Genomic DNA, 26,519 nt, shown 5'->3' with positions numbered 1-26,519 from the left:
GACCCCCAAAGATGAGCGAGCGTCGTGGCAATCCGTTTGGTTTGTTTGTGCTGGGGTTCATCGTCGGGGTGCTGGCCACCTTTGGAACGATCCTGTTCCTGACGTCGAGCGGCGGTGGTTACGAGGACGGGCCGGCTGAAACGCGCACCGCCGCTGACAACGCCGCCGCCGCCGCCATGGCCGCCAAGTCCAACCAGCCCCCGCCGCCGAGGGTGGAGACCACCGCGCCGGCGCCTGAGACGCCCGCCGTCCCGTCGGTGCGCCAGACCGGCCCCGCGCCGGAGCTCGATCCCCAGGTGGCCGACGACGCCGCCGCCGCCGGCATGACCTCGCGCACGCGGTAGAGCGTGACGCCGAAAGTGGTAACCGATTTCGGCGCGTGTCACGCTCTAAGTGTTTGATTTAGAGCCTCGTTGTCCGCACGCGGGTGCGACAAGCCGCCTCATGCCGAGAGGGAGCCTGCTGACACACGGTTGGCGGCAGGGGAGGCGCAGTGTCCTTGAGAGATCAAGGAGACCGCGCGTGGCGATCAAGGGAAGCTGTTGCTGCGGCGGCGTTCGGTTCGAGCTGTTCGAGCGCCCCGCCATGGTCGGCGTTTGCCACTGTTCGCGCTGCCGAAAGGCGGGCTCCAGCGCCTATGCCTACGTCCGCGCCGAGGCGTTTTCCTGGGTCGCCGGGCGCGATCTGGTCGCCCGATACGCGCCCAAGCCACCCCTTCGGTTTAATCGCTGCTTCTGCGCGCGGTGCGGGACGGCGCTGGGCGATCCGTTCTCCGGGCGCATCCTGGCGATCGCCGCCAGCTGTCTGGACGATGATCCGGGCCTGGCGCCCGACTTTCATGAGTATCGGCCCGATAGCCCATCCTGGTGTCGCGCCGAGGGCTAAGCAGCTTGGCGCGCTGTCGAGCGCATACGAAAAAGGCGGCCGCGTCAGCGACCGCCTCTGTCGTTTAGGACTGCCGCGAAGGCTAGTTCTTCGGCGCCGGCATCGGCGTCAGGGCGTTGGCCTTCTGCTTCATCTGGGCGTGAACCGCCGGCGGCAGCGGGATCATGCCCCGGTTCTGCAGATAGCCGCCGCGACCCGTGGCCGCGTCCGAGACGAACTCGGCGACGAACTCCTTGAGGCCCGGCGTGACGCCGACCTGGGACTTCTTCACGTAGATGTAGAGCGAGCGCGACAGCGGATACTGGCCGCTGGCGATCGTCTGGGCCGTCGGCTTCACGCCGTTGACCGCAGCGCCCTTGATGCGCGAGCCGTTTTCTTCGAGGAACGAGTAGCCGAACACGCCCAGGGCGTTCGGGGTTTTCTCGATGGTGCCGACGATGGCGTTGTCGTTTTCGCCCGCATCGACCCAGCCGCCGTCGGTGCGCATCGGCGAGACGGTGGCCTTGAACTTCTTCTCGTCGGCGGTCTTCATCTTGGCCAGGGTCGGCAGCTTGGCGGCGCCGCCTTCAATAGCCAGTTCGATCCAGGCGTCGCGGGTGCCCGAGGTGGGCGGCGGGCCATAGGCCAGGATACGGGCGTTGGGCAAGCCGGGGCCCACTTCGCTCCAGGACTTGTAGGGCTGCTTCACCGCCTTGCCGCCACGCAGGGTCTGGTCGGCCAGGCCCAGGTAAAGCTGCTCGAGCTTGAAGTTGAAGTCCGGACCCTTCTTGTTCGACGCCACGACGATGCCGTCGAAGCCGATCTTGATCTCGACGATGTCCTTCACGCCGGCCTTCTGGCAGGCGAGGAACTCGGACTTCTTCATCGGGCGCGAGGCGTTGGCGACGTCGGGGAACTTTTCGCCGGTGCCGCCGCAGAACATCTTGATGCCGCCGCCGGTGCCGAGGGCTTCGATCTTAGGCGACTTCTTGCCGGTCTTCTTGGCGTAGTTCTCAGCGACCCGGGTCGAGAACGGGAAGACGGTTGAGGAGCCAGCCGCCCAGACATGGTCGCGCGCCGCGTGAGCTTGGTCGGCGACGGCGAGCAGAGCGACGGTGGCGACGGCGCCGAGGAGCTTGTTCATGTCGTCAATTCCTGTCTTGTCCAGGCGTAGGAACAGAGCATGCCGGACGGTTGGTGGGCTTTTGTCACAGTTGAAAGACACTTTTACGACAATGTCTCCGTGGACGGACGAGGTTCCGCGTAGGGCCTCAGGGGCGAGGCTCGGGCGGAGGCGGCGCCAGCGGAGCGCTCGGGTTCGGCGACGGGACGGGCTCCTCCGGGGCCGGGGTCAGCGGCGCCAGCGGCAGACCGTCAGGCCCGATTTCGCCTTCCAGCGGCAGGCCCAGGTCCTCCAGGGGATCTTCTTCCACCACCGGAGCGACGTCGCGGCCCAGAGCTGACAGCATGAACGCCTTCCAGATCCGGGCGGGCTCGCCGCCGCCGACCACGCCGTTCATCGAGCTGTTGTCGTCGTTGCCCAGCCAGACGCCGACGACCAGATCGTCGACGTAACCGACAAAGATGGCGTCGTGATAGTCCTGGGTCGTGCCAGTCTTGCCAAAGGCGCCGGGGATGGCGGCCTCAAGACCGGTGCCGCGATGGGTGGCCGAGCGCAGCAGATCGCGCATATTGGCCAGCACCTTGGGGTCATAGGCCTTGGTCTTGGGCTTTTTGAAGTCGACCAGGCCATGCGGGGTGATCGGATACTCGCCGGCCGCGACCGAGGCATAGGCGGCCGTCAGGCGGGTCAAGCTCATGGGACCTGTGCCCAGCGCCATGGTCAGGTCCGTCGGGATCTCCTCGGTGATCCCGAGTTCGCGCGCGACCTTGATCACCTTGGCGGGGCCCAGGTCATGCGCCAGGCGGACCGCTGCGACGTTGGACGAGCCGGCGAAGGCGGTGATCAGCGGCACTTCGCGGGCGTGATACTTGCCCTCGTGGTTCTTGGGCATGTAGCCGCTGACCTGCACGGGGGTGTCGAGGATCGGGGTGGTGACCGTCATGCCCTCGCGCAGGGCGGCCAGATAGACGAACAGCTTGAACGCCGACCCCGGCTGACGCTCTGCGTCCGCGCGGTTGAACTGGCTCTGCTTGTAGTCGCGACCGCCGACCATGGCGACGACCCGGCCATCTCTACGCATGGCGACCAGGGCGCCCTGGGTGACGTTCAGCACCGCGCCGTCGCGCTCGATATAGTCGTTGAGGATGCGCTCGGCCTTTTCCTGCAGCTCCGGATCCAGCGTCGTCTTGACGATGGTCTCGCCGTAGCGGGCTCCGATCAGGGCGCGAGCCTGGGGCAGGGCCCAGTCGGCGAAATAGGAGCCGGTCGGCAGCTTGTCCTGCGCCTCGACGGGCGAGATCTCGCCGACCGCGTCGGCCTCCGCCTGCGTGATGGTCTTGGTTTCGACCATGGCGCCCAGCACCACGCGCATGCGTTCGCGCGCGCCTTCGATGTTGTTGGTCGGAGCCAGGCGCGAGGGCGCCTTGACCAGACCCGCCAGCATCGCCGCCTCGCCGATCGACAGCCGCTCGGGCGGCTTGCCGAAATAGTGGCGGGCTGCGGCGCGCAGGCCAAAGGCGCCGTCGCCGAAATAGACCGACGACAGATAGCGCGACAGGATCTCGTCCTTCGACAGCCGCGCCTCTAGATAGACGGCGATCAGCGCCTCCTGCGCCTTGCGGCGCAGGTTGCGATCGCTGGACAGGAAGGCGTTCTTGGCCAGCTGCTGGGTGATGGTCGAGCCGCCTTCCGACACGCCGCCGGCCTGGGCGTTTCGGCCGACAGCGCGGGCGATGGCCTTCGGGTCCACGCCCATATGGCTGTAGAAGCGACGGTCCTCGATGGCGATGAAGGCCCCCGACACGTAGCTCGGCAGCTTGGCCACATCGATCGGCGCTTCCTTGTAGGAGCCTCGGCGGGCGATGGGCGAACCGTCCTCGGCGACCAGCACGATCGCTGAATTGTTCAGCGGCTCCAGAGCCCGGCTCAGCGGCAGCGACCAGAACAGCGAGGCGAGCAGCACGATCACCAGCAGCACGGCCGCCCCGGCGCCGATCAGCCAGGCCGGCCGTTTCCAGATCGGCGGCTTGGCGACCGCCGTCGGTTGTTCGGGGGCGGGGGCGGCGACCACCTCGGCTTCGAGCTCTGCTTCGGCCTCCGCGACCGGCTCGATCGGAGCAGGCTCCTCCGGCGCGATTTCCTGCGGAGGGTCGATTTCGGGCTCGATCGCTTCTTCTACGTTGGTCGCGGGGGCGTCGACATCAACGTGCTCCGCCGCGACAGCTTCGACCTCCGGTTCGGCTGGGGGCAGGGGCTCGAAGAGATCCGCGTCAGCGATTTGCTCGGCTTCTGTCGTCGCCGCTAGCGTCCCGATTTCGGGGACGGCCACGACTTCGGGCGGGGCGCGGCGCGATTTGCGCGCGCGGCGCGGCTTTGCGGGCGCGGCGTCCGGCGCGGCGGGATCCAGCCCCGCAGCCTCGGTCATCACGGTCTGGGCGCGCGGTTTGCGCGTCCGCCGGGGCTTTGGCGCCGGCGCGGCGGGAACGTCGTCTACGGGGTCGGTGGGATCAGACATAGGCTTGGCGCTCGCTTCGGGCGCAGGCCCTCACTCGTCGAAGGCGCTCATATCACACGGCCCGGGCAAGCCAAGCGCGGCGCTCGCGAAGAATCTTTCAGCGGGCCCTTGAACCCTTCGAGAGTGAACATAGATCACTTGCGTGAGGCTGAGAGCCTCTGCCCTTCCTGGGGCGTTTCCTCCCTACTTATTTCAGCCCGGCCGTGCGCCGGGCTTTTCTTTTGGTGGCTCTGGTCTTCTGGTGGCTCTGGCGTTCGCGCCGGTGGGATCCGCCGACGGGCGCGAACGCCAGCAAGCGGCTAGAAGCTGACGCGCAGCTTGCCGGTGATCGTGCGCGGAGCGCCCGGCGTGATCCACGCATCGCTGTAGGAGCTCTCCAGATAGTAGGTGTCGAACAGGTTCTCGACATCGAGATGCAGCGAGACCGCCTGCGAAACCCGATAGGCGAGGTTGGCGCGCACCGTGACATAGTCCGGCAGCTTGAAGCCGCTGTTGACGTCGTCGCCTGCGCGCTTGCCGACATAGACGACACCGCCGCCCACGGTCACCGATCCTGGCGCATCGCCGGCCGAGCGCCAGTTGGCGTACAGCGCGCCCGAATGCAGCGGGATGTTGCTCAGATGGCTCCCGATCATGTTGGCGCGGGTGTCTTGGGTGATCTCGGTGTCCGTGTACGCATAGACCGCCGTGGCCGTGACGCCCTTGGGCAGGCGTAGGTTGGCCTCGGCCTCGAAGCCTTGGCTGCGCGCGCCGCCCACGGGAGTAAAGAAGCCGCTGTTGGCCGGGTCGTTGACGAGGATGTTCTCCTTGTCGATGCGGAACAGCGAGGCCGTGCCCGTCAGGCGGCCGGCCAGGTCCCACTTCACGCCGGCTTCCAAGGCCTCGCCCTTCTCGGGCGGGAAGGCGCCGCCCACAGCGTCGGAGCCCTGATTGTAGCGGAACGAGCGCCCCCAGCTGACATAGGCCGAGAAGCTCTCGTTCGGCGCCCAGGTCAGGGCCGCGCGCGGCGAGGCTTGGGACGGCGACTGCCGCGTGACGGTGTTGTTGCGCAGGTTGGTGTTGGTCTGGCGGATCCAGTCCTGGCGCACGCCGACCAGCAGGGTGAACTGGCTGTTCAGCGTCACGAGGTCCTGCAGGTAGAGGCTCTCACCGCGCAGTTCCTCAAGAACATTCTGGTTCAGCGGCGCGACCGGCTTGGCCTGTCCGTAGACCGGATTGAAGATGTCGATCGCGTACGGCGAGGCGGCCGTCGGGTTGAAGCGGTAGAAGATCCGGTGCTGCTCGTAGGTGAAGGCGTCGGCGCCCGCGCGCAGCTGATGCTCCAGCCCGCCGAGCTTGCCATCGAAGCTGACCTCGATCCGGCCGGAGAGGTCATCCCAGGTGTAGTCGTGGACGCGCAGCTGGCGGCGAAGCTGGGTTCCGATCAGCGCGCCGTTGTGCGTGGACTGACCCCGGAACGAGCCGTCGCGATACTGGACGCCGGCTTCGACCGCGACGCTCGGGCTGAAGTTGTAGGTGGTCGTCAGCTGGTGCTGGAGGGTCTTCTGCGTGATGTCGCCGTCGTTCGGTTCGCCCAGGAACCGCTCGCGCGGCAAGGCCTTGCCATTGCCGGCCACCGCCACCAGGCCCCGGTCATGCACGAAGTGCACGGTGTTGGCTTCTAGCTGATAGAGCAGCCGCAGGTCGTCAGACGGCGTCCAGGCCAGCGACGGGGCCAGCAGCAGGCGGTCGCTGCCGACATGATCGCGCCAACCGTCCGTGTCCTGATAAACGGCGATCATGCGGGCCGAGACGCCGCCGACGACGGGGCCGCTGACGTCGCCCATGATCCGCTTGGCGTCGAAGCTGCCATAGGACAGCTCGCCCGAGCCTTGGGCGGTCTCGGTCGGCGCCTTGGTCACGATGTTGATCGAGCCGCCCGGTTCGCCCTTGCCTGACAGGGCCGAGGCGGGGCCCTTGAGCACCTGGAAGCGCTCGACGGTGGCCACATCGCGCCGCGCGTTGAAGCCCCGATTGGCCGTGAAGCGGTTCACCAAGAGGTCCGGCCCCTGGTTGATGTCGCCCGAGAAGCCGCGGATGGCGTAGGCGTCCCACGCGCCGCCGAAGCTGTTCTGGCGCGCCATGCCACCGGCGAAATCGAAGAGGTCCGACAGGTTGGTGACGCCGGTGTCGACGATCAGCGCCTCGTCCAGAACCCGCACGCTTTGCGGCAGCCGCATGGGGTCGATGACGACGCCGTTGATGCTGGCGCTGGCCGCGCGCGAGCCGGTGACGATGACGCTCTCGACCTCGTCGGTCTTGTCCTGCGCGACAGCCAGATCGGCGAAGGCGAACTGCGAGGCGCCCGCGCAAAGGGCGAAGAGGAGGGCCTTGGAAGTCATGTCTGGGTCTCGCTGGAGAACGGCGGTCCGGGTTGGGCCGGTCGAATAGGCGAGGGCTTGATCGACGGTCAAGACAATTGTTATGATATAACATCACTTGATGGCGCGGGCGGCGCCGCAGAGGCTTATGAGGGTGGCGTGAAGACCGTGGATGGCGACAAAGCGATCGAGATCGCAGATCTCGTGGTGCGATATGGCGATCGAGACGTGATCGATCATCTGGCCCTGACGGTCAGGGCCGGAGAGGTCTACGGCCTGCTCGGCGGCAACGGCGCGGGGAAGTCGACCACCCTGCAGGCGATCCTCGGCTTTGTCCGTCCCAGCGCCGGACGCGTCCGCGTGGTCGGCCGCGATCCTGCGTCGGAGCCCGCCGAGGTGCGGCGCGCCATCGCCTACATCCCCGAGAATGTGGCGCTGTACGAGCACCTGACGGCGCGCGAGAACATCGACTACTTCCTGCGGCTGGCGGGCCTGCGCCCGGTCGCCGACGAGATCAACAAGGCGTTCGGCACGGTCGGTCTGGCCGAAGAGGCCTGGGAGCGCCGGGTATCGGGCTTCTCCAAGGGTATGCGGCAGAAGACGGCCATCGCCTTGGCGGTGTTGCGCCGCGCGTCGGTGCTGCTGCTGGACGAGCCGACGTCGGGCCTTGATCCCGGCGCCACCGCCGACTTCAACGCGCTGGTGTCGCGTCTGCGCGGGGAGGGGGCGGCGATCCTCATCGTCACCCACGACCTGATCGGCGTCGCCGACATCGCCGACCGCATCGGCTTTCTCGAGCGCGGGCGGATCAGCGACGAGATGGTCGCCGAGGGCCCTGAGCGTTTCGACCTTCGCGCCCTGCACAACCGCTTCTCGAGGGCGCGGGCGGCATGAGCGTGATCCTTTCGGTGACGCGCAACGAGCTGCGTCACCTTGTTCGGAGCCGGGTCGCCTTGACCGGCCTGATCCTTGTCGCGTTGCTGACCTTCGCCGCAGCGCTTACCTCGAACGCCTATCAGGCCGACCAGGCCGGTCTTCGCGAGCGTCTGCAGCACGCCGCCGACCAGGACTTCGCGGCCCAGCCCAACCGGCATCCGCACCGTGTCGTCCACTTTGGCCACTTCGCCATCCGGCCGGCCAGTGGCCTGGCGGCGATGGATCCCGGCGTCGAGGCCTATACGGGCAACATGATCTTCCTCGAGGGTCATCGGCAGAACAGCGCCAACTTCGGCGACGCCCGCCAATCATCGCTGCTGGTCCGGTTCGGACAGCTGTCGCCGGCGCTGGTGCTGCAGGTGATCGTGCCGCTGCTGCTGGTGTTCATCGGGGCCGGGATGATCGCCGGCGAGCGCGAGCGGGGCACGTTGCGCCAGTCGCTTCTGGCCGGGATTTCTGGCGGCGCGCTGCTGAGCGGCAAGGCCCTGGCGCTGGGCCTGGCGGCCCTGGCCATCGCGACCCCGGCCTTTGGTCTTCTGCTGTGGCTCGGCGCCAGCGGCGGAGCGCGGCTCTCGGCCGTCGGACTGACCACGCTGGGCTACGTCGCTTACCTCGCCTTCTGGACCCTGCTGATCATCGCCGTCTCAGCCACGGCCAACCGCAGCCGCTCGGCCCTGATCGGCCTTGTCGGCGCCTGGGCGTTTATGGTGGTGCTGGTTCCGCGCGTCGCGCCCGAGGCCGCCGCCGCCCTGGCGCCGCTGCCGACACGGGTCGAGACCGACATCGCCGTCCAGCGCGACCTGCGGTCCATGGGCGACAGCCACAATCCCAACGACCCCTATTTCGCCGCCTTCAAGCAGAAGACGCTGAAACAGTACGGCGTGACGCGGGTCGAGGACCTGCCGGTCAACTATCGCGGCCTGCTCGCCATTGAAGGCGAGAAGCTGACCTCCAGCCTGTTCGACCGCTACGCCGACCAGGCCTTCGGCGCCATGGAGGCGCAGGGGCGGGTGATGGACGCCCTGGCGGTGGTCAGTCCGACCGTGGCGATCCGCCGTGTGTCGATGACCTTGGCCGAGACCGACCTGTTCGCCTACCGCCGGTTCCTCGAACAGGCCGAGGCCTATCGCTACGACCTCGTGCAGCGGCTCAACCGCCTGCAGGCCACGGCGGTCACCGCCGCTGATGACGCCGCCAAGAGCAAGAACGCTGCGGCGGAGGCGCGCAGCCGCATCTCGGCCGACCACTGGCAGGCCATGCCCCACTTTGATCCGAAACGGCCCTCGGCGGCCGACGTCGTGAGCCGCGCCCTGCCGGCGCTGGTGGCCCTGTTGCTCTGGCTCGCCGCCGGGGCGTTGTTCGCGGTCCATGCTGGCCGTCGCCTGAACCGGAGGGCCGCATGAACGCCCTGCTTCGAGAAGCCCGCTTCCTGCTGGGCCTTAAATCCGTTGTCGCGGCCATGGTCGCCCTGTTTGCGCTCACCGCTGTGGCGGTCAGCGCCGGCCTCGTCGAGGTCGCGCGTCAGGAGGCCGCCATCGCCCGGATCGGACCGCAGCAGGCATCCGATGTCGCTGCGATCACCGACTGGGTCTCCCGCGAGAAGGATCCGGGCAGCGCGGCCTACTACACCTTCCACGCCACGTCGGACCCGCCGTCGGACCTGGCGTTCGCCGCCATCGGGACCCGCGATGTCTCGCCCTATGTCCTGCGCGTGCGGGCTCTTGGCCTGGAGGCGCAGCTCTATGAGGGCGAGATCGGCAATCCGGAAGCCGCGCTTCCGGGGCGTTTCGACTTCGCCTTCGTGCTGGTCTACCTCGCCCCGCTGTTCGTGATCCTGCTGTTTCACGACCTGCGCTCGGGCGAGCGGGAGGCCGGGCGGCTGCGGGCCCTGGAGGCCTCGGTCGGCGCATCCTCGGCGCTGTGGGGACCGCGTCTGACCGTTCGCGCGCTGGGTCTGTTCCTGGTGCTGGCGCTTCCGTTCCTCGTCGGGGCCTTCGTCGCCGGTACGGCGCCTTGGAAGGTCGGAGCGGTGCTGGTGGTGGTGCTGGCCTATCTGGCCTTCTGGATCGTGCTGTGCGTGGTGGTGGCCCGCGCGGCGCGCAGCTCGCTGGCCAACGCCATGACCCTGGCGGCGGCCTGGATGACCCTGACCCTGATCGTTCCGGCGATCGGCCACGTGGTGATCAACAGCGCCATCCCGCTGCGCCAGGGGATGGAGCTTGGCCAGACCCAGCGCACCGCCGTCCACCGCGCCTGGGACATCCCCAAGGCCGAGACCATGGACGCGTTTTTCCGCACCCATCCGCAGTGGCGCAACACCGCGCCGCTGGGCGAGGCGTTCCACTGGAAATGGTACTTCGCCTTCCATCAGGTGGGCGACGAGCTGGCCGGCGGTCTGTCGCGTCAGTATCGCCAGGGGGTTCTTGAGCGAGCCGCCTGGAGCGAGCGCCTGGGCCTGGTGACGCCGGGCGTGGCGACGCAGCTGGCGCTGCACCGCCTGGCCGCCACCGATCCTGCGGCGCAGATCGCCTATCAGGACCGCATTCGTGCGTTCCACGGCGAGCTTCGGCGGTTCTTCTATCCGTACCTGTTCGAAGACCGGCCGTTCGGCCGCGCCGACTTCGCGCGCGCGCCGGAATATCGGGCGGCGCCGGCCGCCGGAAGCTGGCCCGTCGCGCTGCTTGGCGGCGTGGTCCTGATGACGGCGCTGGTCGGTGGCGTGGGCCTTGTGCGGGGACGCAGGGAGGCGTCCTAGACGCCTACGCCGAGGCCTCGCGCATGTTGGTGATGTGCGGGGCCGCCGCCCCACGCGACCGCGACTTGATCCAGGTCTGCAGCGGCGCGTCGATCAAGCGCTCGAACAGCCACGCGGCGATGATCGTCGCCGGGATGGCCAGCGCCCACAGCGTCCACTGGGCGGCGACCGGCAGGCCAAGCTTGGCGTCGAGCATCCGCACGAGGCCGAACCAGACGACGGCGGTCAGGGTGTTGGTCAGGAACAGCGGGAACGACAGGCGACCGGCCGCGCCCGCCCAGCGCCAGGCGCGCGGCTTGGAGGCGCCGGCCGCATAGATCAGGAAGGCCAGCAGGGCGAGGCTGAAATAGTCGAAGCTCCCCAGGGCCTGGATGCCGATGACCATGGCGAGGCTGGCGGCCGCCAACGGCAGGGCTTGCTGCTCAGCCAGACGCGTGACGGGCAGGCGCGCGATCAGCACGCCGATCAGGAACAACGGCACGCCGCGGATCAGGCCAAAGCGCAGCGGCAGCTGATAGCCGTGCACGCCGAAGGCCATCAAGGCGGCCTGGTCGATGATCACCCAGGCGCAGACGCCCATGGCCAGCAGCCGCAACGGCCGCGACGTGGCGGCGACCTTGCGCCAGACCATCGGGAACAGCGCATAGGCCACGATCAGCGCCGACAGGGTCCAGGTGGGCATGTTCCAGCCCGAGGTTCCCGGCACGAACCAGGCCTGCACCAGGAAGATCTGCGGCAGCAGCTGGTCCCACTGGAACCATTGCGGGTTCTGCGGGGCGAGGCCAATCGCCGTGGTGGCCAGGAAGAAGGCGACGAACAGGGCCAGCATGACCAGGTGCGGCGGCCAGATCCGTTGCACGCGGCGCTTCAGGAAGGTCCAGGTGTTGACCTCGCTGCTTGCGACGCGCGCACCGTAGGTCCGGGCCAGCACATAGCCTGACAGCATCAGGAAAAAGTCGGTCGCCAGATAGCCGCGCCCGAACGCCGGCGACAGGCTGAACAGCGACACCGGCGCGCGCTCGGCGACGTGGTAGAGCACGATGAACAGGGCGGCCAGGAAGCGCAGGGCGTCCAGCGGACCGTCCCGGGACAGGACGGGCGTGGCGCTCGCTTTGGCGAAACCTGTGCCGGCATTGAACATCGGAGACTCCTTCGCCTCCGACGCCGCAAGGGGCGGGCCAAGTTTCGCCTGACGGGCGAGCGCATCGGCGACTCCCCCCGCCGGAGCCGCGTTGCTAACCTGCCTGCGTTCCCCGCCGTTCGGATTCGCCCCGTGTCCCAGATCCCCGTCGCCGATCTCACCGAAGCCCAGGCCGTCGAGGAACTGGAGCGTCTGGCCGATCTTCTGGCGACGCACGACATCGCCTATCACCAACAGGACAATCCGACGGTCAGCGACGCCGAGTACGACGCGCTGAAGCGGCGAAACCTCGATATCGAGACGCGCTTCCCGCATCTGGTGCGCGAGAATTCCCCGTCGATGCGGGTCGGCGCGACCCGGGCCGAGCAGTTCGCGCCGGTGGAGCACGGCGTGCCGATGCTCAGCCTCGACAACGCCTTCTCGAACGACGAGGCGATCGAGTTTGACGCGCGCATACGGCGGTTCCTGCGCATCGCGCCGTCCGAGACGGTCGCCTACACCGCCGAGCCCAAGATCGACGGCCTGTCGGCTTCGCTGCGCTATGAGAAGGGCGTGCTGGTCCAGGGCGCAACGCGGGGCGACGGGCGCGTGGGCGAGGACGTCACCGCCAATCTGCGGACCATCGCCGACATTCCGCAGCGCCTGAAGGGGTCAGGCTGGCCCGACGTGATCGAGGTGCGCGGCGAGGTCTATGTCGAGCTTGCGGCCTTCGCCGCCTTCAACAAGGCCGCCGAGGAGGCCGGTCAGCGCACCTACGCCAATCCCCGCAACTTCGCGGCGGGCTCGCTGCGCCAGATCGATCCCAAGATCAGCGCCCAGCGGCCGCTGCGGTTCTTCGGCTATGCCTGGGGCCTGGTCTCGGAGGGCTTCGCCGACAGCCAGTGGGGCGCGCTGGAAAAGCTGGCCGAATGGGGCTTCGTGACCACGGCGCCGCCCGCCCAGCGCGTGCTGAACGCGCAAGGTCTGCTCGACATCTACGCCCAGTTCGAGATCCTGCGACCGACCCTGGGCTTTGATATCGACGGCGTGGTCTACAAGGTCGATGACCTGGAGCTTCAGCGTCGTCTGGGCTTTGTCTCGCGCTCGCCGCGCTGGGCGATCGCGCGCAAGTTCCCGGCCCAGCGGGCTCGGACGGTCCTGGAGGCGATCGATCTTCAGGTCGGTCGCACGGGTGCGATCACGCCGGTGGCGCGGCTGAAGCCGGTGACGGTCGGCGGCGTGTCGGTGACCAACGCCACCTTGCACAACGGCGACGAGATCGCGCGGCTCGATGTCAGGGTCGGCGACACCGTGGTGATCCAGCGCGCCGGCGACGTGATCCCGCAGATCGTCGAGGTGGCCCTGGACGCGCGGCCAGATCCCGCGCCGGAGCCGTTCGAGTTTCCGCATGTCTGCCCGTGCCCACTGCAGACGCCGTTGGCGCGCGAGGTCACCGCGTCGGGGCAGGAGTCGGTGGTGCGCCGCTGCACGGGCGAGTTCGCCTGTCCGTTCCAACGGGTCGAGCACCTGCGCCACTTCGTCTCCCGCCGGGCGTTCGACATCGAGGGGCTGGGCGAAAAGCAGCTTCAGGCCTTCTTCGAGGAAGGCTGGATCACCGAGCCCGCCGACATCTTCAAGCTGGCCCGCGATGAGGAAAAGCTGACCGCCCTGCGCGAACGCGAGGGCTATGGCGAGACCTCGGTGGCCAATCTGGTCAAGGGGATCGAGGCGCGGCGCACCATCGGCATGGACCGGATGATCTATGGCCTGGGCGCGCGTGACATCGGCGAGACCACCTCCACGGTGCTGGCCCGCAACTTCGACCGCTTCGAGGACCTGCAGGCCGCCGCCGAGGCCGCCGCCAAGGGCCTGCCCGGCGAGACCTATCTTGAACTCTCGACCGCGCCCGGCGTCGGGCCCAAGGCGCTGGACATGCTGGTCGAGGCGGGGAAGGGCGGTCTAGTCGCAGATCCGTGGCCACTGACCGACGACCTGGAGCTTAAGATCGGCCACGCGGTCCCCAAGCTGACCAAGCCCGCCCGCGCGGCGCTGGCGCAGCGCTATGGAACCTGGGCGGCCTTCGCCGACGGACTTGTCGCCGCCGCCTCGGGGGCGCCGGGTGACGACTATCTGCATCTGGCCGCCATCGATGGCGTCGGGCCCGTCGCGGCCCAGTCCCTGGCGCGGTTCTTCGCCGAGGATCATAACCGGCAGAAGGTCGCCAATCTCGTCGCCGAGCTTGATATCCAGCCGGTGGCCAAGCCCAAGACCGACACGGCCGTGGCCGGCAAGACCATCGTCTTCACCGGCTCGCTGGAGAAGATGACCCGCGACGAGGCCAAGGCCCAGGCTGAAGGGCTGGGGGCGAAGGTCGCTTCGTCGGTGTCGAAGAAGACCGATCTGGTGGTCGCGGGACCCGGCGCCGGCTCCAAGCTCAAGACGGCCACGGAACTGGGCATCCAGGTGATGACCGAGGACGAGTGGCTGGCGCTGGTGGGCGCATGAAGGTCATCGCCATCGACTTCGAGACCGCCAACGAGCAGCGCGCCAGCCCTTGCTCCATCGGCTTGGCCTGGATCGAGGGCGGCGAGGTCGCGCGCGTCGAGCACCATTATATCCGCCCGCCGGGCAACCGTTTCGCGGCGTTCAACATGGCGTTCCACGGCATCCGGCCCGAACATGTCGCGGACGCCGACGAGTGGCCGGACGTGCTGGAACGCATTCGGCCCGAGCTGGAGGGGGCGCTGGTTTTGGCGCACAACGCTTCGTTCGACATCAGCGTGATCCGGCGCACCTGCGAGCACTATGACGTGCCGGCGCCCGGCTTTGATTATCTGTGTACGGTGCAAGTGGCGCGCAGCGTCTGGCCGGAGCTTCCGTCGCACAAGCTGAACGTGGTCTGCGGCCACCTGGGCGTGGATTTCGCCCACCACGACGCGGCCGCCGACGCCTATGCCTGCGGCCGCGTGGCGCTAGCGGCGACAGGCCTGAACGCGCTGTCCGATATCCGGGCGTTGCCGCAGCGCCTGGGCATGACCCCGGGTCGTCTCGACCCCGATAGCTACCGACCCTCGCGCATGGCGGCGGCGCCAAGTCGGCGCTGGTAGCGGACTGGGCGCTTTCCGAATTCTCGCCGCGATTTCGTGCGAACGCTTGTTTCCAGGAACAGGATCGCGCAACCAAGCGGTCAAGACGCGCGCCCAAAGCGCGAACAGGGAGATTTCGATGATCCGCACCGCCATGATCGCCGCCACCGCGCTCGCCGCCAGCCTCGCGGCTTCAGCGCCCGCCTTCGCCGCCGATGTGGTGGGCCTCTGGGCCACGCCGGGCAATGGCGGTCAGGTCGAGATCGCGCGCTGCGGCAACAGCCTGTGCGGCAAGCTGGTGACCTCCAACCACATCAAGGAAAATCCGGGCCTCAAGGACATCAAGAACAAGGACGAGAGCCAGCGCAGCCGGACCCTGAAGAACCTGCAGATGCTCTATGACTTCAGCGGCGGTCCCACCAAGTGGACGGGCGGCAAGGTCTATAATCCCGAGGACGGCGGCGTCTACGCCGGCACGATCGAGCTGGTCAGCAACACCGAGCTGAAGCTCAAGGGCTGTGTGGTCGCGCCGCTGTGCAAGACGCAGAAGTGGACGCGGATTCGGTAGACCCCATCAAACCCTCCCCCTAGCGGGGGAGGCGGTCGCGAAGCGACCGGAGGGGGAAGACTGACTGAGCTTGCGACTTCCCTCTCCGTCGGCTCCGCCGACACCTCTCCCTTGGGGAGAGGATCTCGCGCCTAAAGCGGCGCGCAGGCCGCTTCCATCCACGTCCGAACCTCCGGCTCCACGCGCGGGCCGATCTCGCGCAGCACGCGGGCGTGGTAGGCGTCGAACTGGGCGATTTCTTCGGCCGTCAGCAGCGCCTTGTCGATCAGGCGACGATCGATGGGCGCGAGCGTCAGGGCCTCGAAGCGGTGCATCGGCCGCTCGCCGCCGGGCACGTCCTCGGCCGGCATGACGACCTCCAGGTTCTCGATCCGGATGCCGTACTCGCCGTCCTTGTAGTAGCCGGGCTCGTTCGAGACGATCATGCCGGGCTGCAGGGCGATGGTGTTCGGGGCCTTGGAGATCCGCTGCGGTCCCTCATGGACGCCCAGATAGACGCCGACGCCGTGGCCGGTGCCGTGGTCGTAGTCGAGGCCCTGCGCCCACAGGGCCATCCGCGCCAGGGCGTCGATCGCCGAACCGGTGGTGCCGGCCGGGAAGCGCAGGCGGGCGATGGCCAGGTGACCCTTCAAGACGAGCGTGTTGCGCTGGACCATCTCGGCGCTGGGCGCGCCGATCGCCACGGTGCGGGTCACGTCGGTCGTGCCGTCCAGATACTGGCCGCCGCTGTCGACCAGCAGCAGGGAGCCCATCTTCGCGCGTTCGTTGCTGCGCTCGGTCGGGCGGTAGTGGGGCAGGGCGCCGTGGCCATTGGCCGCGCCGATGGTGTCGAAGGAAAGGTCCTTCAGCACGCCGGTGGCCTCACGGAAGGCTTCCAGCTTGGCGACGGCTTCCTTCTCGTCGGGCGGGTTGATCTGGCCCTCGGTGGCCAGCCAGTGCAGGAAGCGGGTCAGGGCCGCGCCGTCCCGGCGGTGCGCCTCGCGCGTGCCACCCAGCTCGACCGCGTTCTTGCAGGCGCGCGGCATCGTGCAGGGGTCCATCGCCCGCACCACGGTCGCGCCGGCGGCGGTCAGGGTGTCGAAGTACCAGGCCGAGGACTGGGCCGGGTCGACCACGACGCTCTTGCCTGACAGCTCGGCCAGGGCCGTCTCCAGCTTGTCCGGGGTCTCCAGCGAGACCTGATTGCCGAGCCAGGCCGGCAGATCGGCGGTCACCTTGGCCGGCTCCAGGAACAGGCGCGCCGTGCCATCGGCGTTCAGAATGGCCTGCGACAGCGGCAGCGGGGTGCGGATCACGTCGCCGCCGCGCACATTGAACAGCCAGGCGATCGAGGCCGGGGCGGTGATCACGGCGGCGTCGGCGCCCAGCGCCGCGACCGAGGCGCCGACCCGCGCGCGCTTGGCGCTGGACTCTTCGCCGGCGTGTTCAAGGGGCTGCGGAACGACGGGGGCCATGGGCTGCGGCGGGCGCGCCGAACCCCAGGCCTGGTCGACGGGATTGGCCTCAACGGGCTTCAGCACCGCGCCGGCGCGGATGGCGGCGGCCTTCAGGCCGTCCAGGGCGGCCGGGCTATGCAGACGAGCGTCGTAGCCGATGACGGCGCCCTTCGAGACGGTCTCCAGATAGGCGGGCACGCCGCCCTCGACGAGGTCGCGGATCTCGAACACGCCCTGATCGACCTGCTCGCGAACCTGCAGCGTATAGCGGCCGTCGACGAAGACGGCGGCGCGGTCGCTCAGGATCACGCCCGCACCGGCCGAGCCGGTAAAGCCGCTGGCCCAGGCCAGCCGGTCATTGGCGGCGGGCAGGTACTCGTTCTGATGCTCGTCCTCGTGCGGCACGAGGAAGCCGTCCAGCCCCTGCGCCGCCATGGCTTGGCGGATCAGCGGGACGTGCTTGGGGCCGAAGGAGGGATCGGTGGATTCGTCGAAGGTCTGGCGCATGGGGAGGATTTAGGCCTCTCCGAGCGCGCAGGGAAGATGTTCAATCCTCCCCCTAGCGGGGGAGGTGGCCCGAAGGGCCGGAGGGGGAGGTTCTGCTGAAGTGGCCTCTTCCCCCTCCGTCGTCTCTTCGAGCCGACACCTCCCCCGCGAGGGGGAGGATTGGATTTCAGTTATCTACGGCCGCTGCAGCACCAACGTCGCCCAGGCGTCGCGGTGGATGCGGGTGACGACCTTGAAGCCGCGCGACAGGTAGGCGGCCTTGACCATCCGCTCCTGGGTGCGCAGCAGGCCTGACAGGATCACCGTGCCGCCGGGAACGAGGGCGCGCTTGATGTCCTGGGCCAGGCTGATCAGCGGGCGGGCCAGGATGTTGGCGAACACCAGATCGTAGGGCGCGTTCTCGGCGACCAGGCGGTTGGAGAGGCCCGAGGCGTGGACGAAGCGGGCGTTGGCCTTGTTGACCAGGGCGTTCTCCTTGGAGATCCGCAGGCTGGGCTTGTCGATGTCGGTGCCGACCGCCAGCTTGGCGCCGGTGCGGGCCGCCGCGATGGCCAGGAGGCCTGTGCCGGCCCCGACGTCGAGCACCTTGTTGAACCTGCGCGCCTTGATCAGGCGGTCATAGGCCTGCAGGCAGCCGACGGTGGTGCCGTGGTGGCCCGTACCGAAGGCCGCGCCGGCCTCGATGCGCAGGTTCACCGTGCTGGCCGGCAGACGGCCACGGTCATGCATGCCGTAGACAAAGAAGCGGCCCGCGCGCACCGGCGGAAGGCCCGACAGTGCCATGGCCAGCCAGTCGGCGTCGGCCAGGGTGTCGCGCGAAACCTTCAGGTCGTACTCGCCGAGCAGCGCCATCAGGCTGGCGTCTTCCTCGTCGGTCGTCGGGAAGGCGTCGATGCGCCAGACGCCGCGATCCTCGTCCTCTTCCAGGATCGAGTAGGTCGCGCCTTCCAGGCCCGGATGGTTGTCGATGGCGTCGGCGGCGGTCTCGGCCTCGAGGCGCGCGCCTCGGGCGACGATCTGCTGGGGCGTATAGTCGGTCATGCCGCTCCGTTAGCGGCAAAGTCGCCGAAAAGCGAGCCTTCAGCGTGACGTCATGCCGGTCGCGGCGACGTCGGCCAGCATCAGGGCGTCGGGCGGCCCCCGGCGATCCTCGGGGAGCGATTTGTCGAGGATATCGCCGCGCTCCGAGGGCCAGCGTGCGCCCTCGGACGCGGGCGGGCGATCGGCGAGGCCATGGCGGGCGGGAACGTAGGGCGGGAGCTCCGGCGGTGGCGGCAGGGGCGGCGGCTCATCGTTGACATAGGCGACCGGCGGCGACTGCATCGCCGTGAGGAAGTCGGTCCCGACCACATAGTCGGGCAGATCGCCTGGGGGATAGGCGATGGGCTCAGCGGTGGCTTCCGCGCTTGTTCGCGCCGGCTCCATGTCCGGTTGGAAGGGAGTGTCCTGCAGGCCGGTCTGCATCGCGAGGCCGGCCAACGCGCCGACCAGGGCGCAGACCGGCACGCCCAAGGCGACGGGTCTGGTCGCGCCGAACGCCTTCACGTGGTTGAGCAGGAGGTTCAGGCGTTGCATCCTGGCATAGCGCGCCAGTCCGACTTTGGTTCTCCATTCCTGCTGGCCGCCGATGCGCTAGGGTGGTGGCCATGACGAAGAGCATTCCCAGCCTGCTGCGCGCCCGCAACGCCGACGAACATGCGCGGGTCACCTATGCTGAGCTGTTCTTTGACCTGGTCTTCGTCTTCGCGGTGACCCAGCTTTCGCATGTCGTCCTCAAGCACCCTGATGGCCCGGGACTGTTGCATGCGGCGGTGCTGCTGCTGGCGGTCTGGTGGTCGTGGATCTACACCGCCTGGGTGACGAACTGGCTGGACCCCGAACGCGGGCCGGTCCGGCTGATGCTGTTTGTGATGATGGCGGCCGCCATGGTGCTGGCGGCCTCAATCCCCGACGCGTTCGGCGCACGGGGCCTCGCCTTCGCCGCCGCTCACGTCTTTATCCAGGTCGGGCGCAGCGCCTTCTTTCTCTGGACAGCCTGGAAGGACGAAGGGCACCGCGCCAACTTCTTGCGGATCACCGCCTGGCTGGCCTTTGCCGGCCTATTCTGGATCGCCGGCGCCTTCGTCGAGGGCGAAGCGCGCCTGCTGGTCTGGGGGCTGGCGATCGCGATCGAGTATGTCTCGCCCGCCGTCGGCTTCTGGACGCCTGGCCTGGGGCGGACCAAGACCTCGGAGTGGAACGTCGAGGGCGGCCACATGGCCGAGCGCTGCGCCCTGTTCACGATCATCGCCCTGGGCGAGTCGATCATCATCTCGGGCTCCACCGTGATGGGCGTGGACTGGGAGGCGCCGGTCATGGCCGCCTTCGCCGGCGTCTTCCTGTGCAGTCTGGCCATGTGGTGGATCTATTTCTCGTCCACCGCCGAGGCGGCCAGCAAGGCGATCGCCGAGGCCAGCGATCCAGGCGCGATCGCCCGCCTAGCCTACACCTACGCCCATCTGCCGATCATCGCCGGGATCATCGTCACTGCGGTCGGCGATGAGTGGGTGATCCATCATCCGCTCGGCCACATGGAGACAAAGGTGGCGCTGGCCCTGATCGGCGGACCCGCGCTGTTCCTGCTGGGCGCGGTCCTGTTCAAGCGGGCGGTGTTCGGACTGTGGTCGCGATCCCGCCTCCTGGGTCTCGCGGCGCTGGCGGGGCTGGGTGTGGCGTCGCCGCATCTCCAGCCGCTGGCGCTGTCCTGGCTGACGACCCTGGTTCTGGTCGCTATCGGCGCTTGGGAGAGTCTCACGCCGCGCCCGGCCGAGGCGGCGCCCAAGCACGATGGCGTCCGCCCCGGGCTCAAGCCCGAGGCGTGATCACGCCTTCTCGACGAAGCTGTCGATGACCTTCTTCTCGCCGGCCTTGTCGAAGGCGACGGTCAGCTTGTTGCCCTCGATGCCGGTGACCTTGCCGTAGCCGAACTTGACGTGGAACACCCGGTCGCCGCGCGCATAGGCGCTGTTGGTCGGGGCCGAGACCGCGACGAGGCGGCCTTCGCCTTCGATCGGCGCCGCACGGGCGGATGAGCCCGATCGAACGCCCTGGGCGCCGCGCCATGATCCGCCGCGTTCGCCAAAGCCCGAGGTGCGCTCCTGCGCTCGCTTCCAGCCCGGGCTGTCATAGCTGCCGGCCTGGAAGGCGCTGGTGCCGGGGTCATCCCAGCGCGAGGCGGCCGTCGACTGCATGCCGGGGCCGCCGCCGTAGTAGCCTGTCTCGGACGCCGCATCGACATGGGCGATCGGCAACTCGTCGACGAAGCGGCTGGGCAGTTGCGACGTCCAGCGGCCATAGACCTGACGGTTGGCCACGAAGCTGATGCGGGCCTCTTCCCGAGCGCGGGTGATGCCGACATAGGCCAGGCGGCGCTCTTCCTCGAGGCCCTTCTCGCCCTTGTCGTCCATGCTGCGCTGGCTGGGGAACACGCCTTCCTCCCAGCCCGGCAGGAAAACCAGCGGGAACTCCAGGCCCTTGGCCGAGTGCAGGGTCATGATCCAGACCGCGTCGCCGGTGGCCTCGCGATCCAGGTCCATGACCAGCGACACGTGCTCCAGATAGGCCTCCAGCGTGTCGAACGCGCCCATCGACTGGACCAGTTCCTTCAGGTTCTCCAGCCGGGTCTGGCTGGTCGGACCCTTGTCCAGGCGCAGGGCGTCCGTGTAGCCGCTTTCCTCCAGCACCGTTTCCAACAGGCGCTGGTGGTGCATTGTCCCGATCAGCGAACGCCAGCGGTCCAGGTCGCGGATGAAGTTGCTCAGCGCCGTGCGGGTGCGAGCGGGTAGCTCGTCGCTGGCGATAATCGCCCGCGCCGCCTCGACCGTGGAAATCCCTTCCAGGCGCGCGATCTGCAGCAGCTTCTGCACCGAGGTGTCGCCGATGCCGCGCTTGGGCGTGTTGACGATGCGCTCGAAGGCCAGGTCATCGTCCGGCGACTGGATCAGGCGCAGATAGGCGTGAGCGTCGCGGATCTCGGCCCGTTCGAAGAAGCGCGGGCCGCCGACCACCTTGTAGGGGATCTGCAGCATCACGAAGCGCTCTTCGAAGGCGCGCATCTGGAAGCTGGCCCGCACCAGGATGGCCATCTGGTTGTACTTGCGGCCAGCCTTCTTGGCGCGCTCGATCTCGTCGGCGATCAGGCGGCTTTCGGCCTCGCCGTCCCAGACGCCTGACACCTTGACCTTCTCGCCGCCCTTGGCCGGGGTCCACAGGGTCTTGCCCAGGCGTCCCTTGTTGGCGGTGATCAGGCCCGAGGCGGCCGCCAGGATGTGCTCGGTCGAACGGTAGTTGCATTCGAGGCGCACGACCTTCGAGCCCGGGAAGTCGCGCTCGAAGCGCAGGATGTTGTCCACCTCGGCCCCGCGCCAGCCATAGATCGACTGGTCGTCGTCGCCGACGCAGCAGACGTTCTGGCGGCCCTGGGCCAGGAGACGCAGCCACAGATACTGGGCGACGTTGGTGTCCTGGTACTCGTCGACCATCACGTATTTGAAGCGCTGTTGGAACTCGTCCAGCACGTCGGGATGGCCTGTGAACAGGCTGATATTGTGCAGCAAAAGGTCGCCGAAATCACAGGCGTTCAGGATGCGCAGTCGCTCCTGGTACTGGCGATAGAGGCTGATGCCCTTGCCGTTGGCGAACTCGCCGGCTTCCGACGTCGGTACGCGGTCGGGCGTCCAGCCGCGGTTCTTCCAGCCGTCGATGATCCCCGACAGGATGCGGGGCGTCCACCGCTTGGCGTCGATGTTCTCGGCCTCGATCAACTGCTTGAGCAGGCGCTCGTTATCGTCGGTGTCGATGATCGTGTAGTTGGACTTCAGGCCGATCAGCTCGGCGTGGCGACGCAGGATCTGGGCGGCCACCGAGTGGAAGGTGCCCAGCCACCGTAGCCCTTCCGCCTCCGGGCCAATGATGTGGGTGATCCGCTCGCGCATCTCGCGGGCGGCCTTGTTGGTGAAGGTGACGGCCAGAATCTCCCAGGGACGGGCGCGACCGGTGGCCAGGATGTGGGCCAGGCGCGTGGTCAGCACGCGCGTCTTGCCCGTACCCGCGCCGGCCAGAACCAGCAGCGGACCCTCGGTGGTCTCGACCGCCTCGCGCTGCTCGGGGTTTAGTCCGTCCAGATAGGCGGGCGCGGCGCCGGCCGGCGGGCGGGCTCGGGCCAGGTCGGAGATACGCGGGGAGGGGAGGTCGCCGGGGAAATCCCCGATGGGGCTCGGCGAGTCGGTGTCGGGAAACATGGAACATATGTAGCACAAAGCGCGCGCGGCTTAAGCCCTTCGCCGCGTTTCAGGCGCGGTAGGTCCGGCGCTGGGTCAGAACGCGCGCGTGGACGTCACAAGCAAGGTCGTCCTCAAGCCTTAGGCGACGCCTGCCTGGCCGTCCGCCGCGCGCAAGAGCGCGAAGACGCGACACGCCGAGGCGAGCGGCCGTCCGCCTCGCTCAAGATCGATACGTTGAATGAGGCCAGCCAGGCTCAGCGCTTCGGCGGCCGCGGCGCGGTCGAGCACCGCCCAGAACTCCGGCTCCAGCGCCAGCGACGTTGCGTGCCCGGCCAGGTTCACCGACCTTTTCTTCAAACCAGCCAGGGGGTCAGTCCTCGCGCTTGGCGCCGTCGAGATCGCGGCGAAGCTTGTCCACGCGGGCGGCGTCGAGGGTCTTCTCGGCCTTGGTGCGGCCAAAGCGGGCTCGGTTCTCGGCGGCGCGCGCCTTATCCTCGGCCTTGGCCTTGGCCTTGCGAGCCTGGTTCAGATTGACGATGTCGGCCATGGGTCTCAGGGCTTCTTCTTGGCGGCGGGGCGGATGACCACGGTCTCCTCCAGCCGCAGCGTCTGGTCCTTCTTGAGGATCAGAGGCGCGCGGCCTGGGAAGACGCAGTTCTGCATCGAGCGATCATTATACAGCATCCAGCGGGCCACCGCCTGCCCATTGGCCTTGCAGGCCAGGCCCACCGTCCAGGCGGGTGAATTGGAGCCGCCCGACCAGGCGAAGCCCATGGCGGGGCCTGCGTTGATCGCCGCGCCGTTCGGCGTGATCGTCTTGCCGCCTGATGAGAAGGTCAGGTGCTCGGGATCGATCAACCGGATCGAGAAACCGCCAAAGCCCCGGTCGTCCTCGCTTCCGCCCAGGCCCAGTGCCTCGACCCGCGAGGTGATCGTCGTGTCGAACTCCACCCGCCGGACGCCCGCCTTGAGAGGCCTGACCGTCACCTTGGTGACTTCCCGCGCGACATAGGCCAGCTCCGGGCCGGAATTGACCAACCAGTCGACCTCAAGCGTCAGCGTTCCGCCACCTTCGGCGTCGCCTAGAAACCGCTTCTCGCGGACGAGGTACGAGAGGTTCTTCATGTACCAGCCGTCGGCGACGGTCTTGCCGTCTAGCTGGACCTTCATCCAGGCCCACCAGAGGCCGCGCTGGTGCGGGTGATCGCCGGGCTTGTCCTCGGTCAGGGCCGCGCCGTCCGGCGCGTACAGCTGACTGACATAGTTGGCGCGTCCGGGCTCGGTCGCAGGATCCAGCGGCTTAGTCCGATAGACCAGCACGGTCTTGCCGGCCTCGGTCAGGGTTACGGCGTCATCGGAGAAGACAGCGTCCACCCGCTTGTCGATCGCCGGATCGGCCAGGACGGGTGGGGCGGTGAGCAAGGCCAACACAGCGGCGGTGACGGGGGCGCGAAGGCGCATGCGGCGTCCTCAAACGAAGCTGGAACGTATCAAGAACAATCTATGCGCGCATGGCAAGCTGAAACTTTACCGCAGGCGTGGCCGTTCTGATGTCGCGAGGGACCAAACGGGCCTCGCCCAAGCCTGGAGACTGAAGATGATCGATCTATCCCAGATCAAAGAGCATCATGAAGTGGTCGGTTCCGACGGCGGCCATGTCGGTCGCGTGGACCATATCGCCGGTGGCGAGATCCAACTGGCCCAGTTCGATCTGGGCGGAGGCTTCAAGCACCACCTGATCCCGCTGTCTTGGGTGGAGTATATCGACGACGCCAAGGTCCATCTCAGCGTGACCGAGGACGACGCCAAGTCCAAGTGGCGCGAGAAGCACTGATCCCGACCAGAAAGCCCGACTTTGCAACGCCCCTGCGGATCCTCGTGGGGGCGTTGGCGCGTGACCGCCGTTTCTTGACGCGAGGGGAGAAGCGGGCCCCTATCCGGGCCCGTTATCGGAGGGCTCTTGATGTACACGCTCTATGGTTCGCCCAGCACCGCCGGCACGGCCATCCACTGGATGCTGCTGGAGCTTGGCGTCCCGTTCGATCTGAAGATGCTGGATTTCGACAAGGGCGAGCACAAGACAGCCGAGTACCTGGCGCTCAATCCCGATGGTGTGGTTCCCACCCTGATCGTCGATGGCCGGCCGGTGACCCAGATGGCGGCCTTGGTGACCCTGCTCGCCGAGCGTCATCCCGAGGCGGGGTTCGCACCGCCCCTCGGCTCGCCCGAGCGGGCGGCCTATCTCAGCTGGAGCTTCTGGCTGGCCAACAGCTTTCAGCCGCACTTTCGGGCCTGGTTCTATCCGCCCGAACCCGCCGGCGGTGAAGCGCAGGAGGCGGTGCAGGCTGCAGCGCGCGCCAAGATCGAGGAGGGTCTGTCGCGCCTCGACGCGCACCTGGCCGATCGTGATGTCATCGTCGGGGAAGGCTTCACGACGGTGGACCTTCTGGTGACGATCCTGTGCCGCTGGACGCGCAACATGCCAAAGCCGGCGACCGAGTGGCCGAACCTGAAACGCTATCTGGACCACATGCGTCAGCGACCCGCGCTGATCGAGGTCCACGCCCGCGAGGGCATGACCGACTGGATTGGGGGCTAGGCCTTGAAAATCCTCCCCCCAGCGGGGGAGGCGGCCGAAGGCCGGAGGGGGAAGCGCGGGCTATCCGGCTTCTTCCCCCTCCGTCGTCTCTTCGAGCCGACACCTCCCCCGCTAGGGGGAGGATTTGAAGCTTACTTCACGCTGGCGCAGAAGCGCTGGATGCGCGAGCAGGCGTCTTCGAGCACATCGCTGCTGGTGGCGTAGCTGATGCGGAAGAACGGCGACAGGCCGAACGCCGCGCCGTGAACGACGGCGACGCCTTCGGCTTCGAGAAGCTCGCCGGCGAAGTCCTCATCGGTCTCGATGACCTTGCCCGAGGGCGCGGTCTTGCCGATCAGGCCCGCGCATGACGGGTAGACGTAGAACGCGCCTTCCGGGGTCGGGCAGTGCAGGCCGGTGGCCTGGTTGAGCATCGACACCACAAGATCGCGGCGTTCCTGGAACAGCTTGGCGTTGGGCTTGATGAAGTCCTGTGTGCCGTTCAGCGCCTCGAGCGCAGCCCACTGCGAGATCGAGCAGGGGTTGGAGGTCGTCTGGCTGATCATCTTGCCCATGGCCTTGATCAGCGGCTCGGGGCCGCCGGCATAGCCGATGCGCCAGCCGGTCATCGAATAGCCCTTCGAGACGCCGTTCATCGTCAGAGTGCGGTCATAGAGCTTGGGCTCGACCTGGGCGATGGTGGTGAACTCGAAGTCGTCGAACACCAGGTGCTCGTACATGTCGTCGGTCAGCACCCAGACCTGCGGATGGCGCAGCAGCACGTCCGCGATCGCCTGCAGCTCCGCGCGGCTATAGGCGCCGCCCGAAGGGTTCGAGGGGCTGTTGATGATCAGCCACTTGGTCTTCGGCGTGATCGCCGCTTCCAGGGCCGCCGGCGTGATCTTGAAGCCGCTCTCGGCGGTGGTTTCGACCGAGACGGGCGTGCCGCCGGCCAGCAGGGTCATGTCGGGATACGACACCCAGTACGGCGCGGGGATGATCACCTCGTCGCCGGGGTTCAGGGTGGCGACCAGGGCGTTGTAGATGACGGGCTTGCCGCCCGGAGCGACGTGGATCTGGCTCGGCTTGTACTCCAGGCCGTTCTCACGCTTGAACTTGGCGCAGATGGCCGCCTTCAGCTCGGGCATGCCGTCCGGATCGGTGTACTTGGTCTTGCCGGCCTTGATCGCCTCGATCGCGGCGTTCTTGATATTGTCCGGCGTGTCGAAGTCCGGTTCGCCCGCAGACAGGGCGATCACGTCACGGCCGGCGGCTTTCAGCGCGCGCGCCTTGGCGCTGATGGCGATGGTGGCCGACGGTGCGATACGCCGCAGGGCGGCGGACTCGAGCGACATCTTGCAGGACTCCCCTGGGTTGCCTGGTCCGAACAACAGGACCGTTTCAGGATTG

Annotated in this window: 23 protein-coding genes; 11 read left to right on the top strand and 12 right to left on the bottom strand. The window is 68.0% G+C overall.

Going from position 1 to position 26,519, the window contains the following annotated elements; translation table 11 throughout:
- The first annotated feature begins 11 nt into the window (after nt 1–11).
- Nucleotides 12–344 (top strand): hypothetical protein, encoded by a 333-nt coding sequence (locus tag CA606_RS11575; RefSeq protein WP_096051000.1) that lies wholly within the window; start codon nt 12–14, stop codon nt 342–344.
- Nucleotides 345–522: 178 nt separating this feature from the next.
- Complete coding sequence (locus CA606_RS11570) at nt 523–885, top strand: GFA family protein (RefSeq protein WP_096051001.1); 363 nt, start codon at nt 523–525, stop codon at nt 883–885.
- Nucleotides 886–967: 82 nt separating this feature from the next.
- Here the strand turns inward: CA606_RS11570 and CA606_RS11565 are convergent, their stop codons facing one another.
- The 3 genes from CA606_RS11565 to CA606_RS11555 form a co-directional block, all read right to left on the bottom strand.
- Complete coding sequence (locus CA606_RS11565; RefSeq protein WP_096051002.1) at nt 968–2,008, bottom strand: substrate-binding domain-containing protein; 1,041 nt, start codon at nt 2,006–2,008, stop codon at nt 968–970.
- 127 nt (nt 2,009–2,135) lie between these two features.
- The gene (locus CA606_RS11560) at nt 2,136–4,502 is read right to left on the bottom strand and encodes a transglycosylase domain-containing protein (RefSeq protein ID WP_096051003.1); all 2,367 of its coding nucleotides are present in this window, start codon (nt 4,500–4,502) and stop codon (nt 2,136–2,138) included.
- 299 nt (nt 4,503–4,801) lie between these two features.
- The gene (locus CA606_RS11555) at nt 4,802–6,883 is read right to left on the bottom strand and encodes a TonB-dependent siderophore receptor (RefSeq protein WP_096051004.1); all 2,082 of its coding nucleotides are present in this window, start codon (nt 6,881–6,883) and stop codon (nt 4,802–4,804) included.
- Between the two features lie 147 nt (nt 6,884–7,030).
- Here CA606_RS11555 and CA606_RS11550 point away from each other — a divergent pair, with 147 nt between their 5' ends.
- Genes CA606_RS11550 through CA606_RS11540 form a run of 3 tightly spaced genes read left to right on the top strand, consistent with a single transcriptional unit; the run spans nt 7,031 to nt 10,553 of the window.
- Complete coding sequence (locus CA606_RS11550; RefSeq protein WP_096053794.1) at nt 7,031–7,756, top strand: ABC transporter ATP-binding protein; 726 nt, start codon at nt 7,031–7,033, stop codon at nt 7,754–7,756.
- A complete protein-coding gene (locus CA606_RS11545; protein ID WP_096051005.1) occupies nt 7,753–9,201 on the top strand; it encodes an ABC transporter permease in 1,449 nt (482 codons plus the stop codon). Before CA606_RS11550 ends, CA606_RS11545 begins: the two co-directional genes overlap by 4 nt.
- Nucleotides 9,198–10,553, top strand: coding sequence for a DUF3526 domain-containing protein (locus CA606_RS11540; RefSeq protein ID WP_096051006.1), 1,356 nt, complete (start codon nt 9,198–9,200; stop codon nt 10,551–10,553). The genes CA606_RS11545 and CA606_RS11540 overlap by 4 nt, the downstream gene beginning before the upstream one ends.
- 4 nt (nt 10,554–10,557) lie before the next feature.
- On the opposite strand, the gene CA606_RS11535 is transcribed toward CA606_RS11540, so the two are convergent.
- Complete coding sequence (locus CA606_RS11535) at nt 10,558–11,694, bottom strand: acyltransferase family protein (RefSeq protein ID WP_096051007.1); 1,137 nt, start codon at nt 11,692–11,694, stop codon at nt 10,558–10,560.
- 132 nt (nt 11,695–11,826) lie between these two features.
- On the opposite strand from CA606_RS11535, the gene ligA reads away from it, so the two are divergent.
- The 3 genes from ligA to CA606_RS11520 all read left to right on the top strand — a co-directional run bounded on the left by ligA (nt 11,827) and on the right by CA606_RS11520 (nt 15,327).
- Complete coding sequence (gene ligA, locus CA606_RS11530) at nt 11,827–14,178, top strand: NAD-dependent DNA ligase LigA (RefSeq protein WP_096051008.1); 2,352 nt, start codon at nt 11,827–11,829, stop codon at nt 14,176–14,178.
- Nucleotides 14,154–14,780, top strand: coding sequence for a 3'-5' exonuclease (locus tag CA606_RS11525; RefSeq protein WP_181242559.1), 627 nt, complete (start codon nt 14,154–14,156; stop codon nt 14,778–14,780). Before ligA ends, CA606_RS11525 begins: the two co-directional genes overlap by 25 nt.
- A 118-nt stretch (nt 14,781–14,898) precedes the next feature.
- Entirely contained in the window at nt 14,899–15,327 is a 429-nt protein-coding gene (locus CA606_RS11520) for a DUF2147 domain-containing protein (RefSeq protein WP_181242558.1), read from the top strand.
- Nucleotides 15,328–15,458: 131 nt separating this feature from the next.
- Here the strand turns inward: CA606_RS11520 and CA606_RS11515 are convergent, their stop codons facing one another.
- The 3 genes from CA606_RS11515 to CA606_RS11505 all read right to left on the bottom strand — a co-directional run bounded on the left by CA606_RS11515 (nt 15,459) and on the right by CA606_RS11505 (nt 18,845).
- Nucleotides 15,459–17,270 (bottom strand): aminopeptidase P family protein, encoded by a 1,812-nt coding sequence (locus CA606_RS11515; protein WP_096051011.1) that lies wholly within the window; start codon nt 17,268–17,270, stop codon nt 15,459–15,461.
- Between the two features lie 174 nt (nt 17,271–17,444).
- Nucleotides 17,445–18,311, bottom strand: coding sequence for a 50S ribosomal protein L11 methyltransferase (locus CA606_RS11510; protein WP_096051012.1), 867 nt, complete (start codon nt 18,309–18,311; stop codon nt 17,445–17,447).
- A gap of 39 nt (nt 18,312–18,350) precedes the next feature.
- Complete coding sequence (locus CA606_RS11505; RefSeq protein ID WP_096051013.1) at nt 18,351–18,845, bottom strand: hypothetical protein; 495 nt, start codon at nt 18,843–18,845, stop codon at nt 18,351–18,353.
- 71 nt (nt 18,846–18,916) lie between these two features.
- Between CA606_RS11505 and CA606_RS11500 the strand changes: the two genes are divergently transcribed.
- The gene (locus CA606_RS11500) at nt 18,917–20,131 is read left to right on the top strand and encodes a low temperature requirement protein A (protein ID WP_096051014.1); all 1,215 of its coding nucleotides are present in this window, start codon (nt 18,917–18,919) and stop codon (nt 20,129–20,131) included.
- Here CA606_RS11500 and CA606_RS11495 read toward each other — a convergent pair whose 3' ends face one another.
- From CA606_RS11495 to CA606_RS11480, 4 genes are all read right to left on the bottom strand, one after another.
- Nucleotides 20,132–22,549 (bottom strand): ATP-dependent helicase, encoded by a 2,418-nt coding sequence (locus tag CA606_RS11495; protein WP_096051015.1) that lies wholly within the window; start codon nt 22,547–22,549, stop codon nt 20,132–20,134.
- A 120-nt stretch (nt 22,550–22,669) separates the two neighbouring features.
- Nucleotides 22,670–22,897: a ribbon-helix-helix domain-containing protein gene (locus tag CA606_RS11490; RefSeq protein ID WP_096053795.1), complete on the bottom strand. Its 228-nt coding sequence runs from the start codon at nt 22,895–22,897 to the stop codon at nt 22,670–22,672.
- A gap of 4 nt (nt 22,898–22,901) precedes the next feature.
- The gene (locus tag CA606_RS11485) at nt 22,902–23,078 is read right to left on the bottom strand and encodes a DUF4169 family protein (protein WP_096051016.1); all 177 of its coding nucleotides are present in this window, start codon (nt 23,076–23,078) and stop codon (nt 22,902–22,904) included.
- Between the two features lie 5 nt (nt 23,079–23,083).
- Nucleotides 23,084–23,992, bottom strand: a complete 909-nt coding sequence (locus CA606_RS11480) for a DUF6807 family protein (protein WP_096051017.1) — start codon at nt 23,990–23,992, stop codon at nt 23,084–23,086.
- A gap of 136 nt (nt 23,993–24,128) precedes the next feature.
- Here CA606_RS11480 and CA606_RS11475 point away from each other — a divergent pair, with 136 nt between their 5' ends.
- Together CA606_RS11475 and CA606_RS11470 are read left to right on the top strand one after the other, a co-directional pair.
- Entirely contained in the window at nt 24,129–24,365 is a 237-nt protein-coding gene (locus CA606_RS11475; protein WP_096051018.1) for a DUF2171 domain-containing protein, read from the top strand.
- A 126-nt stretch (nt 24,366–24,491) separates the two neighbouring features.
- The gene (locus tag CA606_RS11470; RefSeq protein ID WP_181242557.1) at nt 24,492–25,130 is read left to right on the top strand and encodes a glutathione S-transferase family protein; all 639 of its coding nucleotides are present in this window, start codon (nt 24,492–24,494) and stop codon (nt 25,128–25,130) included.
- Between the two features lie 131 nt (nt 25,131–25,261).
- On the opposite strand, the gene CA606_RS11465 is transcribed toward CA606_RS11470, so the two are convergent.
- Nucleotides 25,262–26,464 (bottom strand): pyridoxal phosphate-dependent aminotransferase, encoded by a 1,203-nt coding sequence (locus CA606_RS11465; protein ID WP_096051020.1) that lies wholly within the window; start codon nt 26,462–26,464, stop codon nt 25,262–25,264.
- Between the last annotated feature and the right edge of the window lie 55 nt (nt 26,465–26,519).

Origin of the sequence: Caulobacter vibrioides (assembly GCF_002310375.3) — a bacterium.
In the GTDB taxonomy this organism is placed as follows: domain Bacteria; phylum Pseudomonadota; class Alphaproteobacteria; order Caulobacterales; family Caulobacteraceae; genus Caulobacter; species Caulobacter vibrioides_D.
The sequence above is the reverse complement of the archived record's forward strand: the minus strand, read 5'-3'. Positions and strand labels throughout refer to the sequence as shown.

Coding starts and splice junctions, on each gene's coding strand:
- CA606_RS11575 (WP_096051000.1), top strand. CDS start 12: ATGAGCGAGCGTCGTGGCAATCCGTTTGGTTTGTTTGTGCTGGGGTTC.
- CA606_RS11565 (WP_096051002.1), bottom strand. CDS start 2,008: ATGAACAAGCTCCTCGGCGCCGTCGCCACCGTCGCTCTGCTCGCCGTC.
- CA606_RS11560 (WP_096051003.1), bottom strand. CDS start 4,502: ATGTCTGATCCCACCGACCCCGTAGACGACGTTCCCGCCGCGCCGGCG.
- CA606_RS11555 (WP_096051004.1), bottom strand. CDS start 6,883: ATGACTTCCAAGGCCCTCCTCTTCGCCCTTTGCGCGGGCGCCTCGCAG.
- CA606_RS11545 (WP_096051005.1), top strand. CDS start 7,753: ATGAGCGTGATCCTTTCGGTGACGCGCAACGAGCTGCGTCACCTTGTT.
- CA606_RS11540 (WP_096051006.1), top strand. CDS start 9,198: ATGAACGCCCTGCTTCGAGAAGCCCGCTTCCTGCTGGGCCTTAAATCC.
- CA606_RS11535 (WP_096051007.1), bottom strand. CDS start 11,694: ATGTTCAATGCCGGCACAGGTTTCGCCAAAGCGAGCGCCACGCCCGTC.
- CA606_RS11520 (WP_181242558.1), top strand. CDS start 14,899: ATGATCCGCACCGCCATGATCGCCGCCACCGCGCTCGCCGCCAGCCTC.
- CA606_RS11515 (WP_096051011.1), bottom strand. CDS start 17,270: ATGCGCCAGACCTTCGACGAATCCACCGATCCCTCCTTCGGCCCCAAG.
- CA606_RS11510 (WP_096051012.1), bottom strand. CDS start 18,311: ATGACCGACTATACGCCCCAGCAGATCGTCGCCCGAGGCGCGCGCCTC.
- CA606_RS11505 (WP_096051013.1), bottom strand. CDS start 18,845: ATGCAACGCCTGAACCTCCTGCTCAACCACGTGAAGGCGTTCGGCGCG.
- CA606_RS11500 (WP_096051014.1), top strand. CDS start 18,917: ATGACGAAGAGCATTCCCAGCCTGCTGCGCGCCCGCAACGCCGACGAA.
- CA606_RS11495 (WP_096051015.1), bottom strand. CDS start 22,549: ATGTTTCCCGACACCGACTCGCCGAGCCCCATCGGGGATTTCCCCGGC.
- CA606_RS11485 (WP_096051016.1), bottom strand. CDS start 23,078: ATGGCCGACATCGTCAATCTGAACCAGGCTCGCAAGGCCAAGGCCAAG.
- CA606_RS11480 (WP_096051017.1), bottom strand. CDS start 23,992: ATGCGCCTTCGCGCCCCCGTCACCGCCGCTGTGTTGGCCTTGCTCACC.
- CA606_RS11475 (WP_096051018.1), top strand. CDS start 24,129: ATGATCGATCTATCCCAGATCAAAGAGCATCATGAAGTGGTCGGTTCC.
- CA606_RS11465 (WP_096051020.1), bottom strand. CDS start 26,464: ATGTCGCTCGAGTCCGCCGCCCTGCGGCGTATCGCACCGTCGGCCACC.